Raw genomic sequence first — 13851 nt, 5'->3', positions numbered from 1 at the left:
TGATGACCGAACTTAATGCAAAACTGGCTTCAGCCTGGGAAGGGTTCGCTACTGGCGAATGGCAACACAGCGTCAATGTGCGCGATTTTATTCAAAAAAACTATACGCCTTATGAAGGTGACGAATCTTTCCTGGCTGGCGCAACAGACGCGACCACAAAATTATGGGAAAGCGTGCTGGAAGGTATCAAAATTGAAAATCGCACCCATGCGCCGGTAGATTTCGACACTGATCTTGCCTCGACCATTACTTCACACGAAGCTGGCTATATTAATAAGTCGCTGGAAAAAATAGTGGGTCTGCAGACCGAAGCTCCATTAAAACGCGCCATTATTCCCTTTGGCGGCATCAAAATGGTCGAAGGTTCGTGTAAAGTTTATGGTCGCGAACTCGATCCCACGCTAAAAAAAGTCTTCACTGAATACCGTAAGACCCACAACCAGGGCGTGTTTGACGTGTATACGCCAGATATTATGCGTTGCCGCAAATCAGGCGTCCTGACCGGTTTGCCCGACGCATATGGTCGCGGGCGTATTATTGGTGATTACCGCCGCGTAGCGCTATATGGCATTGATTTTCTGATGGCAGATAAATTCTCGCAGTTTGCTTCTCTACAAAGTGACCTTGAGAACGGCGTTAACCTGGAAGCGACCATCCGTTTACGTGAAGAAATTGCAGATCAGCATCGTGCTTTAGGCCAAATTAAAGAGATGGCGGCTAAATATGGGCACGACATTTCTGGCCCGGCGACCAATGCAATCGAAGCCGTTCAATGGACTTATTACGGTTATCTGGCTGCTGTAAAATCGCAAAACGGCGCAGCGATGTCATTTGGACGCGTGTCCACCTTCCTTGACGTCTATATCGAACGCGACCTAAAAGCAGGCAAACTAAATGAAGAGCAAGCGCAGGAGCTAATCGACCATTTAGTCATGAAGCTACGTATGGTGCGCTTCTTGCGTACGCCGGAATATGATGAGCTTTTCTCAGGCGACCCAATCTGGGCAACTGAATCTCTGGCTGGCATGGGTATGGATGGACGTACGCTGGTAAGTAAAAGTACCTTCCGTTTCCTGAACACGCTTTACACCATGGGTCCTTCGCCAGAACCGAACATGACTATTTTGTGGTCGGAGAAACTTCCGGTCAACTTCAAAAAATACGCGGCGAAAGTCTCCATCGATACGTCATCTCTGCAGTACGAAAATGATGATTTGATGCGACCTGATTTCGACAATGATGACTATGCAATAGCATGCTGCGTAAGCCCAATGATTGTCGGCAAGCAAATGCAGTTCTTTGGCGCACGCGCCAATCTGGCAAAAACGCTGCTGTACGCCATCAATGGCGGTGTCGACGAAAAGCTGAAAATGCAGGTTGGCCCGCAAGGCGATAAAATTACCGATGATGTGTTGAAGTTCGATACCGTAATGGAACGCCTCGACCAGTTTATGGATTGGTTAGCGAAACAATATGTGACGGCGCTAAATATTATCCACTACATGCATGACAAATACAGCTATGAAGCCTCCTTAATGGCGCTTCATGACCGCGACGTTTATCGCACCATGGCTTGCGGCATCGCTGGTTTGTCAGTAGCAGCAGATTCATTATCTGCAATTAAATATGCCAGGGTAAAACCGATTCGCGATGAAGATGGCCTGGCGGTTGACTTTGATATCGAGGGTGAATATCCGCAGTTTGGTAATAATGACTCGCGCGTTGATGATTTGGCCTGCGATTTAGTCGAGCGCTTCATGAAGAAAATTCAGAAATTAGCGACTTATCGTGATGCTGTACCAACCCAGTCAGTGCTGACCATCACTTCAAACGTGGTTTACGGCAAAAAAACTGGTAACACCCCAGATGGTCGTCGTACAGGCGCTCCTTTTGGACCGGGTGCTAACCCGATGCATGGTCGCGACCAGAAAGGTGCTGTTGCTTCCCTGACTTCAGTTGCAAAACTGCCGTTTGCTTACGCGAAAGACGGTATTTCTTATACTTTCTCAATTGTGCCGAATGCGTTAGGTAAAGACGATAATGTACGTAAGGCTAACCTGGCAGGCTTGATGGATGGTTATTTCCACCACGAAGCGAATAGTGAAGGCGGTCAGCATCTGAATGTGAATGTCATGAACCGTGAAATGCTGTTAGATGCCATGGAACATCCGGAAAAATACCCACAGTTGACCATCCGGGTTTCAGGTTATGCCGTTCGTTTTAACTCACTGACAAAAGAACAGCAGCAGGATGTAATTACACGGACTTTCACACAATCGCTTTAAAGGCCAGGCGTTACGATAATAAAAAGGCTCCTTAAAGGAGCCTTTTATCTAAAAATCGGCTTTGGTTGTTTTCTGTGGCAGGCGCCAACCAAAATTGATTTTTATATTCTGAGCACAACACAGATTGTGCAGCCTGCTACGACAGGCTTATCTGGAGAATACATCGCAATGTCAGTCATCGGTCGCATCCACTCATTTGAATCCTGCGGTACTGTTGATGGTCCCGGCATCCGTTTCATCACTTTTTTCCAGGGCTGCCTGATGCGCTGCCTTTATTGCCATAATCGCGATACCTGGGACACGCATGGCGGTAAAGAAATTACGGTAGAAGCCTTGATGGCGGACGTTCTGTCGTATCGCCACTTTATGAATGCTTCCGGCGGCGGCGTAACCGCATCAGGTGGCGAAGCGATTTTACAGGCAGAATTTGTTCGCGACTGGTTTCGTGCTTGTCAGGCCGAGGGTATTCATACTTGCCTGGACACCAATGGTTTTGTCCGTCGTTATGATCCCGTAGTTGATGAGCTACTCGACGTAACCGATCTGGTCATGCTCGACCTCAAGCAGATGAATGATGATATTCACCAGATTTTGGTTGGTGTTTCAAACCACCGTACCCTGGACTTTGCACGCTATCTGCAGAAGAAAGGCAAGCGGACATGGATACGCTTTGTCGTTGTTCCGGGTTATTCTGATGACGATGAATCAGCGCATCGCCTGGGCGAGTTTACCAGGGACATGGATAATGTTGAGAAAATCGAGCTGCTGCCCTACCACGAACTGGGTAAGCATAAATGGATTGCGATGGGTGAGGAGTACAAGCTTGATGGCGTGAAACCGCCATCTAAAGAAACCATGGAGCGGGTAAAGAGTGTTCTGGTCAGCTACGGTCACAACGTTATGTACTAATTAGCGTTATGTCTTAATTAACTGTATGTCTTAAAAGGAGAGCATTTGCTCTCCTTTACATGTCTGGCTATTTAACTTCAGGCATGCGCCACAGGTGTGGCCTGCTGATCGGCTTTGCGCAACAGCATCACTAAATAGACCAGCGAGACTACTGCGATCATCACAAATAATAAGCGGTCAGAATAATTTTGCATCAGCATCGAAGTCATACTCGGGCCCACAAGACTGCCAACCGTATAGCTCATCAGTAATGCCTGATTCATTCCCACCAGTTCATGATGTGCAACGGTTTCGCATGCCCAGGACATGGCTACCGGATACAGCGTAAAGCCTGCCAGTCCTAATATGAAAAGCGCGGGTGCCATCGCAGCGCCGGATAGCATCGCTAACGCGCCAAGAATCACCACAAATACCTGCACACGCAGGACCAGCATACGCCCAAAGCGATCGGCAAGACGCCCAACCGGCCATTGCCCTACAATCCCCGCACTGACCAGCAAAGCCATCCAGTAGCCTACATTGGCGTCGCTCATACCCTGATGTGACAGATAAAGCGGCATCAGTCCATATAGCGAACCTAAAACAATGCCAGAAATGATGCAGCCATTAATACCAAGACGTGAACTGCGATGACGCAGCATGGGCCAGATTCGTCCCGGTGCTGCTTCAGTCGATTCACTTTCAGAAGCCACACGCATATAAATCAGTGGTAAGACAGCGCATATCACCAGCGTTGTCACCCAGGGAATAACGCTTACGACTTCAGTAGTAACCTTGCTTACCAACAGCTGGCCAGCAACCGTACCGAGATAATAAACAATCATATAAGCTGCCAGCAGCTGACCGCGATTACGAACGGTGCCGCTACACAGCAAAGCGCTTTCTACAACCACCCATATCAACGCACAACCCACGCCAGCGATAAAACGCAACGCTGTCCAGCCCCAAAAACCATTACATAATGCCAGGCAAACCGTTGCCGCCGCAAATAACAGCGACGCAAGATAATAGCTACGATTAAAACCCTGTTTTTTTATCAGCCAGCCAGCCAGCCAAAAAAGTGCCGATCAGATTGCCGGTGTAATAAGAGGAGCTGACCATGCCTATTTGCCAGGTCGCCAGTAAATCATGCGTTAACCACAGCGGGACAAGCGTGTTAAGTACTGCAATTGAAACCGTCATTAACAGCAAGCCGCAAAGCAGCAACATCACAGGGCGTGACCAGGTAGACATAGTAGATAAAACCGAAAGGAAGAAAGGAAATTGCGCGCAGTTTGCCACTGCTTTTTTTAAAGTCAACGGGCTAAAAATCAACACAGCATTTTTTGCTGCACGACAATTTAATTTACTAATCTTCAGTAAGTTAGGCTGCAGCTGATCACTGCATCCGTTTTTCCTATCTCTATGAATAGAGAGATTTTTAAGCCATAAGCCCATCAAAATATCGATAACGTTTATTTGTGATAGGTTTGTGCTTCTAACTGCCTGAATAATTTCATTCAGCCATAAAAAAACCCGACCTGAGTCGGGCTTAATTAAAACGTCTGTTAACCAATAAACTCAATGCCCTTCATATAAGGACGTAACACTTCCGGCACTCTAATGCGGCCATCAGCTTGCTGATAGTTTTCCAGCACCGCAACTAAGGTACGGCCTACTGCCAGCCCTGAACCATTCAGTGTATGGACCAGACGTGGCTTTTTGTCTTGCTTACTACGACAACGCGCCTGCATACGACGCGCCTGAAAGTCGCCCATATTGGAGCAGGATGAAATCTCGCGATAAGTATTCTGTGCAGGTAACCAAACCTCTAAATCGTAAGTTTTGGTTGAGCCAAAACCCATATCGCCAGTGCATAGCAGCACCTTACGATACGGCAGATCCAATAGCTGTAAGACTTTTTCAGCGTGACCAACCAGCTCCTCCAGCGCATCCATTGAGGTTTCGGGCGTCACGATTTGCACCATTTCAACTTTGTCGAACTGATGCATACGGATCAAACCTCGGGTGTCACGTCCATACGAACCGGCTTCAGAACGGAAACATGGTGTATGTGCGGCCAGCTTTATCGGCAGGCTTTCTTCTTCAAGGATTTCGTCGCGAGCGAGATTGGTCAGCGGCACTTCGGCTGTTGGGATCAAGGCGTAGTTACTGCTGTCTGACTCTTCTGCCAGCGGTTTAGTGTGGAAAAGATCCTCACCAAATTTTGGTAGCTGCCCTGTACCGTATAACGTCGCATGATTGACCAGATACGGAACATAGGTTTCAAGGTAACCGTGCTGCTCACTGTGCAGGTCAATCATAAACTGACTAAGCGCGCGGTGCAGACGGGCAATCTGACCCTGCATCACGACAAAACGTGAACCGGTCAGTTTTACCGCCGCAGCAAAATCCAGCCCTTTGGCGGCTTCTCCCAGCTCTACATGATCTTTTACCTGGAAATCAAACTGGCGTGGTTCACCCCAGCGGCTGACTTCCTGATTATCGTTTTCATCTTTGCCCAACGGCACTTCATCTGCTGGCACGTTAGGCAATGCTAAAGCAAAGTCACGAATTTTATTTTGCAGCTCGTCCAGTTCTGCTTTAGCAGCATTCAGGCGTTCGCCCAGCGCATTCACTTCCTGACGCAGCGGCTCGATGTCTTCCCCACGGGATTTGGCCTGACCGATGGATTTGGATCGTGAATTACGCTCAGCCTGCAGATTTTCCGTTTCAACCTGCAACACTTTACGACGCTCTTCACAGGAGCGCAGCGTTTCTACATCCAGTTTGAATCCTCGGCGTGCCAGTTTTTCTGCGACTGCGTCTGGCTCATTACGCAGCAGATTGGGATCGAGCATGCTTATCCTGTGTATTTGAAAGTTGTTTAAAAGAAAGGACGCGTTCCCGCTGGAACGCGTTGAAAACCTTGACCACATTACCGCAACGCCTGTTTTAGCGGTAGCGTTTTGTCGGGCTATTTTGATCCTGCTCAGCAAGCCAGGCTAGCTTTTCGCCAATTTTGCCTTCAAGCCCGCGCTGAGTGGGATGGTAATAGCGCGTTTGTGCCATTTCAGGGGGGAAATAGTTCTCACCTGCGGCGTAAGCGTGCACCTCGTCATGCGCATAACGGTATTCCCTGCCGAGGCCCATCTCTTTCATCAATTTTGTCGGCGCATTACGTAAATGTTCAGGAACATCGTAATCAGGATTATCACGTGCATCGTGCATCGCGGCTTTAAATGCAGTGTAAACCGCATTACTTTTGGGTGCGCATGCCAGATAAACAATCGCCTGTGCAATGGCGCGTTCCCCCTCCGCTGGACCGACTCGCGTAAAGCAATCCCAGGCGGCAATAGCAACCTGCATAGCGCGTGGATCGGCATTTCCCACATCTTCAGAGGCAATGGCCAGCAGTCGCCGTGCGACATAAAGTGGATCTCCACCCGCAGTAATAATGCGCGCATACCAGTAAAGAGCCGCATCCGGTGCCGAACCCCGGACCGACTTATGCAACGCTGAAATCAAATCGTAAAAGCGATCGCCTTTATTATCGAAACGAGCCGAACGTTCACCTGACACTTCATTGAGTAACTGTGGCGTTAATTCCCGCTGACCGGCGCTATTAGCTTCTGCCATGTCCGCCATCATTTCCAGCGTATTTAAGGCACGACGCGCATCACCGTTTACCAGCTCAGCAATCATCCGCCGAGTGTTATCGGGTAATACAATGTCGCTGTTACCATAACCGTGTTCTTTATCCTGCATAGCCTGCAGCAGGACCTGCTCAATATCCTGGCTGGATAATGATTTAAGCAGATAAACGCGGGCGCGTGATAACAGCGCGGAGTTCAGCTCAAAAGAGGGATTCTCGGTAGTGGCACCGATAAAAGTGATGGTTCCATCTTCAATGTGCGGTAAGAAGGCGTCCTGCTGACTTTTATTGAATCGATGCACCTCATCCACAAACAGAATGGTACGACGTCCCACCTGTTTACTTTGGCGGGCGCGTTCAATCGCTTCACGGATCTCTTTAACGCCAGACGTCACAGCAGAGATACGCTCAACATCAGCCTTACCGTAATGGGCGATAATTTCTGCCAGCGTAGTTTTACCTGTTCCCGGCGGCCCCCAAAGAATCATTGAATGCAGATGCCCGGCTTCGATAGCGCGCGGCAAGGGCTTGCCCGGTGCCAACAGATGTTGCTGACCGATATACTGTTTCAACGTTTCTGGCCGCATACGCGCGGCCAGGGGTTTGAAATCTTCGGTGGAAAAATCCAGAGACAGGTTATTACTCACTACAACCTCATCAACGTTGATCGTCCACCGTTACGCCTTTAGGCGGTGTGAACGTAAATTTATCTGGACTGATTGCGCCATTTTTCTGGCTTTTCAGCTGATAGCTGCTGCGCTGGCCATCTTGCTCAATCGCGCTGAACTGGTTGATAGTCCCGTCCGGCGTCACCGAAAGGGTGAATTGCTTCAGATTGCCGTCACTGTTTTTCGGTGTCAGCTCGAAGTTATCGCCCTTCTGTTTAATATTATATTGCAGCCAGTCGCTGGACTGATTACGCGCAATAAGCATAAACGGCGTATTGCTGGTCGCATTCTTCAGTAAACTCACTGTCGCTTGCTCGACAAAAGGATTGTAAAACCACAGCGACTTACCATCAGAAATGATGACGCTTTCATCCGGTGCCGTCATGTGCCAGTTAAATAGACTGGGGCGCTTCACCCACAATTCACCTTCACCATCCTGTACGTTTGCGCCAGTGCCGTCTGTTACCTTCTGGGTGAAGCTGGCGTGAAAGCTGCTGACTTTATTAAGACGTTGCTGCAAATCACTTGAAGCATCAGCCAACACGCTGGCAGAAGCGAAAGTGGCCAACAGGCCAAAAGCCATTACACGTAGTTTCATTTGCTTCAATTCCTTATCTCTTCGTTTCCCATTAATAGCGTCTTTAAGACTGAACGCCGTCCTGCCATTTAAACAGGAGAAAAAACCGAAATCATAGTCAAATATGGGGATGATCGGCTGATAAACAATGAGCCAGTATAAACTGGCTCATTGATTTAAGTTTCAACGCTTGTCTTGATCACGTTACATTTCATGTGGTGGCGGAGCCAACACCTCACGGTTCCCGTTATGTGCCGGAGGAGAGACGATGCTTTGCGCCTCCATCTGCTCAATGATGCGCGCCGCACGGTTATAACCAATACGGAACTGACGCTGTACCCCAGAAATTGATGCCCGCCGTTTATCGACCACAAACGCTACTGCCTGATCGAACAGGGGATCGAGCTCTTCATCACTGTCCATTCCGCCTGCACCGCCTTCGCTTTCTTCGCCAGCGGTAATGCTCTCAATATATTGCGGACGACCACGCGCTTTCCAGTCCTGCACCACCGCATGCACTTCCTGGTCGCGAACAAATGCCCCGTGAACACGCACAGGCATTGATGAGTTCGGCGGCATATAAAGCATATCCCCCATGCCCAGTAAGGATTCGGCTCCGCCCTGATCGAGAATAGTACGTGAATCAATCTTGCTCGATACAGTAAAGGCGATACGGGTTGGAATGTTGGCCTTAATTAAACCGGTGATCACATCAACCGATGGGCGCTGCGTCGCTAACACCAGGTGGATACCAGCAGCACGAGCTTTTTGCGCCAGGCGAGCAATCAACTCTTCCACTTTTTTACCCACCGCCATCATCAGGTCGGCAAATTCATCCACCAGCACCACAATATAAGGGAGCTTTTCTAATACCGGCGGCGTCATATCCATGCTGTCACCCGGCTTCCAGAACGGATCGGGGATCGGGCGGCCCATCGCTTCGGCCTGTTCAACTTTTTCGTTGTAGCCAGCCAGATTACGCACGCCCAGAGCAGACATCAGTTTATAGCGACGCTCCATCTCACCCACACTCCAGCGCAGCGCATTGGCGGCGTCTTTCATGTCGGTAACCACTTCGGTTAACAGGTGTGGAATGCCTTCATAGACAGATAGCTCCAGCATTTTCGGGTCGATCATAATAAAGCGCACCTCTTCCGGCGTTGCTTTATACAGCATGCTGATAATCATGGTGTTAACGCCCACAGACTTACCAGAACCGGTCGTACCCGCAACCAGCAGATGTGGCATTTTGGCTAAGTCAGCTACCACAGGTTGTCCGGCAATATCTTTCCCTAACACCACCGCCAGCGGAGAGGGATTGTCGCGGAACTTAGGACAATCCAGCACTTCACGCAGATAAACGGTTTGCCGGTGTTTATTTGGCAGCTCCAGCCCGACATAGGGTTTGCCGGGAATAACTTCTACCACGCGAACCGCAACGGCCGAAAGCGAGCGCGCCAAATCCCGCGAAAGATTAGAGATACGCGCAGCTTTCACGCCAGGCGCCAGGTCCAGCTCGAAACGCGTAATGACTGGCCCCGGCGAAATGCCGACCACTTCGGCTTTCACGCGATAATCTCCCAGGCGTGACTCAACCAGGCGTGCGGTTTGCTCCAGCGCGAACATGTCTACCGGCTCTTCCTCTTCTGGCGGAGCCGTCAACAGGCCAAGCGTAGGCAACGGTGTGGATGGTTTCTCTAGCGGCTGTTCGTGACGCATCAGGAAAGGATGAATCAGACTGTCATGCAGCGAAGGTTTCGCTTCTTCAGCCGCTTGTGTAGGGACGGATGCTGCAAAAGGAGAATGCGCTTCCGGTGGTGGAACCGGTGCTGGCGTTTGAGGTGCAGCGACTTCCGCCTTTTGCTGCCACGGTTCATGTGATACCGCAGGTTCTTCCGGTTCAGGCATCGCAGCGATAGTAAACAGCGGCTCAGTTGGGCCGTCATCGACCAGATCTTTCATTGGTGAAAAATCGAAGGCGGAAGAGGTATCCAGATTAAACGCTGGCGCTGTGGCTTGCTCTTGCTCTTGCTCTTGCTCTTGCTCTTGCTCTTGCTCTTGCTCTTGCTCTTGCTCTGGAACATAGCGTTGCTGCTGTTGCTCTGCAAATTGACGAGCGAGCGAAGCCTGCTGCAGAGCGTCTTCATCCTCTTCTTCCTGCTGCCAGTTTTCCCCATAGCGCTGCTGTTGTTCAGACTGAAAAGCTTCACGCAGTTTAGCCTGTTGTAATGCTTCCTCGTCATCTGGCGTCCAGGTGGCATTTTCTTCCGCGGCCATGGTTGACTGAGTAGCACTGGACCTTTCCGCTTTAGCCTTCTCTTCCGCCATACGCTGTGAAGGCAATTTAATGCCATAAGATGCTAACTCACGACGCGTCGGCAGTTTCACCGGATTGGGACGTGGTAAAGATGGCCCGATCCCTTGCTTAACCTGCGGGTTGTGATTGATTTCAGGAGCAGGATCAAACGTCGGTGCCAGTGCAGACGCACGCGACGCGGCAGACGCAGCGGCAGTGCTGACAACGGCGGCGGCTATCGCGGAAGGCACTTCTGGCAATGAGGAGGATGTCTCACGCCAGTTGCCCATTTTAGGTTCATCATCTGTAAAAGCAGAAAACTGCGGCGCTGAAACTGGTTTTTCTTCAGGCACTTCAAAGCGATAAAGTGGCGGCGAACTGTCTGGTGCTTGCGAGGAAGCAGGTTTAAGGGGAGCCGCCTGGACTGTTTCAGATGGCGCAGCAGGCGAAGCCGGCGACGCCGCTGAAACAGGCGCTGCAGGTTGTACCGGTGCTAATTTAACCTCTGCGGCTTCTACTGTGGCGGTCACAGCAGCACTGGTTGCCGCCGCCGCTTTCGCTAATAACGGATCCTGCGGGTTGTTAACCTCGCTGGCAGGTGCGCTATGTGGTGCAGCCAACAGCACATCATCGTCATCCTGTGGGATAGCATACAAACTGGATGCAGGCGCAGATGCAGCGTCTTCGTCATAGTCCGCCTCATCTTCTTCCTGCCATCGTTCATCATGACGTGATCGATTGCTGGCAAAAGTCAGTATGCCCATGACTACGCCGCCAATTCTTTCGGCAATCGTCAGCCATGACCAGCCGGTATACAGCGTAACACCCGCCGCCCAGACGCACAGCAACGCTAGCGTACCGCCCGCTGGACTAAACCATGGCGCAATGGCGTTACTAACCAGGCTACCAATTACGCCACCAGACGCGAAATACCAGATGTCATCCGCGTTCAGTGCCGCCATGCCGCACGTAGTGACTACCAGCGCCAGCACGCCGATTAAACGTAAGCCAACAGCAAAATAATCGAAATAATCCTGCTTATCACGCTGGCGAAAAGCGATCCAACACAATCCAAGAATGACCGGAGGAATGGCATAAGCCATAACGCCAAAAATGAAAAGCAAGGTATCCGCAAGCCAGGCGCCAACGCTCCCGCCAATATTGTGGATAGGTTCGTGCCAGGCCGTTTGCGACCAGCTCGGATCGGAAGGGTTAAAGCTGACCAAAGAAACCATCAAATAGATGGCAAAAAGCGCCACCAGGATGAGCAACGCTTCCAGTAGACGACGTCCACTGCTCAGCGATTGTAACGAAACGTCTTTATCTTCTGTGTATTCCTGGCTCAAGAGGACTCTCCAGGTGCCTGTAAAGTATGAAGCAACAGCGCCGGGCAACCCCGACGCTGATCCTGTATGAATTCACAGGAGTGTATCGAAATCCCACAGGTTTTGCACCTGCTCCGCATCAGCGAGTTTTGATCACCAGGCGATTGCTCTGTTTGACCTCTTCCATCACTACATAAGTACGCGTGTCGTTAACGCCTGGCAGACGCAACAAGGTTTCGCCCAACAGTTTGCGATAGGCAGACATATCAGGTACACGTGTTTTCAACAGATAGTCAAAATCACCGGAAACAAGGTGACACTCTTGAGTTTCCTCAAGTTTTTGCACAGCGGCGTTAAATTGCTCAAAGACGTCTGGGGCGCCACGATTCAGAGTAATCTCAACGAATACCAGCAATGATGCATCCAGATAATGCGGGTTTAATTGTGCGGTGTAGCCCAGTATAAAACCCTGACGTTCAAGGCGGCGCACGCGCTCAAGGCATGGCGTAGGCGATAGCCCTACGCGTTTGGAAAGTTCTACGTTTGAAATACGACCGTCTTTCTGCAGTTCATTCAGAATATTTCTGTCGATTCGATCGAGATCTTTCCCGGGGCGTTTCTTATTGTCTACCATTATTATTGTCTCTCTTCATTCCTTCCCTTTACCTGCCACACCCTGAAAAACGCTCATTGTTCGGGGCATTTTGAAGTGAAGTATCAGAGCCTGTGCTAACGCACTCATCCGCATGACGCATGCTGTCTGTCCACATCATGCGTCATTACCAATGTCAGGCTGCATTTATTCGACGTTGCGCGCAAAACAAGACATAACGCCCTATTTTGTTTCGACTAACGCCCTTCGCTTCTGACACTGTTTTCGCAAATGCGCAGGCGATTGTCAAAGTAAAATGTCCAAATCCAGTACAAGATGCCAGACAGTCGTCTGGGTAACTGTTTTTAAATGAATATTTTTGAGCAGCTGCACCACAAAAAACCGATTTTTGCCCCATTGTGGCGCACAGGGGGAGCGAAAACCGGCTTCATCGTCTACGCCGTTTGCAGCTATCGTTAACAAAATCGCGCAAGCCTTGTCATTGCAACACGTTATTCCCTACAATCGCAGGCTATGTCAGCCGAATGAAACTGAGGAACGCATGAGTACGGCAAAACACAGTAAGTTACTCATTCTGGGCTCTGGTCCAGCAGGTTATACCGCAGCGGTTTATGCTGCACGCGCCAACCTGAATCCGGTGTTAATTACCGGGCTGGAAAAAGGCGGACAGCTGACCACAACCACAGAAGTGGAGAACTGGCCGGGTGACCCACACGATCTGACAGGCCCATCCTTGATGGAACGCATGCACGAACATGCGGAGAAATTTAATACCGAGATCATTTTTGACCATATTCACAGCGTTGATTTGCAGAGCCGACCGTTTCGTTTAACCGGCGACAGCGGCGAATATACCGCCGACGCGTTGATTATCGCCACAGGTGCCTCTGCACGCTACCTGGGTTTGCCCTCTGAAGAAGCCTTTAAAGGTAAAGGCGTTTCAGCCTGCGCCACCTGCGATGGGTTCTTTTATCGTAATCAAAAAGTCGCAGTCATTGGCGGCGGCAACACGGCTGTAGAAGAAGCGCTTTATCTGGCAAACATCGCTGCAGAAGTACATTTGATCCACCGCCGCGACAGCTTTCGCGCTGAGAAGATCCTGATCGATCGGCTGATGGAAAAAGTGCGCAGCGGTAATATCGTCTTACACACCAATCGCACGCTTGAAGAAGTGGTTGGCGATCAAATGGGCGTCACCGGCTTGACGTTACGCTCCACGCTTGACACTCAGGAAACAGAGGCGCTGGAAGTTGCTGGCCTGTTTGTTGCAATTGGTCATAGTCCGAATACAGCGATTTTTGCTAATCAGCTCGATTTAGAAAATGGCTACATCAAAGTGCAGTCTGGATTACAGGGGAATGCGACACAGACCAGTATCCCAGGCGTGTTTGCTGCAGGCGATGTTATGGACCATATTTACCGTCAGGCCATTACCTCGGCGGGAACCGGTTGTATGGCTGCCCTGGATGCAGAACGCTATCTGGATGGGTTAGTTAAAAACGATCGCTAAGTTGTTAATTCTCTGATCGTAATCAAAAGAGGCG

Annotated in this window: 8 protein-coding genes and 1 pseudogene; 3 read left to right on the top strand and 6 right to left on the bottom strand. The window is 50.1% G+C overall.

What is annotated here, in order from left to right; all coding sequences use genetic code 11:
• Positions 1 to 2: 2 nt before the first annotated feature.
• A complete protein-coding gene (gene pflB / locus QRY16_RS06115; RefSeq protein WP_193403920.1) occupies positions 3 to 2285 on the top strand; it encodes a formate C-acetyltransferase in 2283 nt (760 codons plus the stop codon).
• A gap of 168 nt (positions 2286 to 2453) precedes the next feature.
• Positions 2454 to 3194, top strand: a complete 741-nt coding sequence (gene pflA / locus QRY16_RS06110) for a pyruvate formate lyase 1-activating protein (RefSeq protein ID WP_193403313.1) — start codon at positions 2454 to 2456, stop codon at positions 3192 to 3194.
• Positions 3195 to 3271: 77 nt separating this feature from the next.
• Here the strand turns inward: pflA and QRY16_RS06105 are convergent.
• The 6 genes and pseudogenes from QRY16_RS06105 to lrp all read right to left on the bottom strand — a co-directional run bounded on the left by QRY16_RS06105 (position 3272) and on the right by lrp (position 12328).
• Positions 3272 to 4427, bottom strand: a pseudogene (locus tag QRY16_RS06105) (MFS transporter).
• A gap of 314 nt (positions 4428 to 4741) precedes the next feature.
• Positions 4742 to 6034, bottom strand: coding sequence for a serine--tRNA ligase (gene serS, locus QRY16_RS06100; protein ID WP_289775985.1), 1293 nt, complete (start codon positions 6032 to 6034; stop codon positions 4742 to 4744).
• Between the two features lie 94 nt (positions 6035 to 6128).
• Positions 6129 to 7415: a replication-associated recombination protein A gene (locus QRY16_RS06095; protein WP_289776057.1), complete on the bottom strand. Its 1287-nt coding sequence runs from the start codon at positions 7413 to 7415 to the stop codon at positions 6129 to 6131.
• Between the two features lie 70 nt (positions 7416 to 7485).
• Complete coding sequence (lolA, locus tag QRY16_RS06090) at positions 7486 to 8094, bottom strand: outer membrane lipoprotein periplasmic chaperone LolA (protein ID WP_289775984.1); 609 nt, start codon at positions 8092 to 8094, stop codon at positions 7486 to 7488.
• A gap of 183 nt (positions 8095 to 8277) precedes the next feature.
• The gene (locus QRY16_RS06085) at positions 8278 to 11715 is read right to left on the bottom strand and encodes a DNA translocase FtsK 4TM domain-containing protein (protein ID WP_289775983.1); all 3438 of its coding nucleotides are present in this window, start codon (positions 11713 to 11715) and stop codon (positions 8278 to 8280) included.
• 118 nt (positions 11716 to 11833) lie between these two features.
• Positions 11834 to 12328 carry a leucine-responsive transcriptional regulator Lrp gene (gene lrp, locus QRY16_RS06080; protein WP_006118610.1) on the bottom strand — a complete coding sequence of 165 codons (495 nt, stop codon included), beginning with the start codon at positions 12326 to 12328 and terminating at the stop codon, positions 11834 to 11836.
• A gap of 520 nt (positions 12329 to 12848) precedes the next feature.
• On the opposite strand from lrp, the gene trxB reads away from it, so the two are divergent.
• Positions 12849 to 13817: a thioredoxin-disulfide reductase gene (gene trxB, locus QRY16_RS06075; RefSeq protein WP_193403318.1), complete on the top strand. Its 969-nt coding sequence runs from the start codon at positions 12849 to 12851 to the stop codon at positions 13815 to 13817.
• Positions 13818 to 13851 lie beyond the last annotated feature (34 nt).

This window comes from Mixta mediterraneensis, assembly GCF_030283135.1.
GTDB classification, from domain to species: Bacteria; Pseudomonadota; Gammaproteobacteria; order Enterobacterales; family Enterobacteriaceae; genus Pantoea; species Pantoea mediterraneensis.
This window is presented reverse-complemented; position numbering and strand designations above follow the sequence as displayed.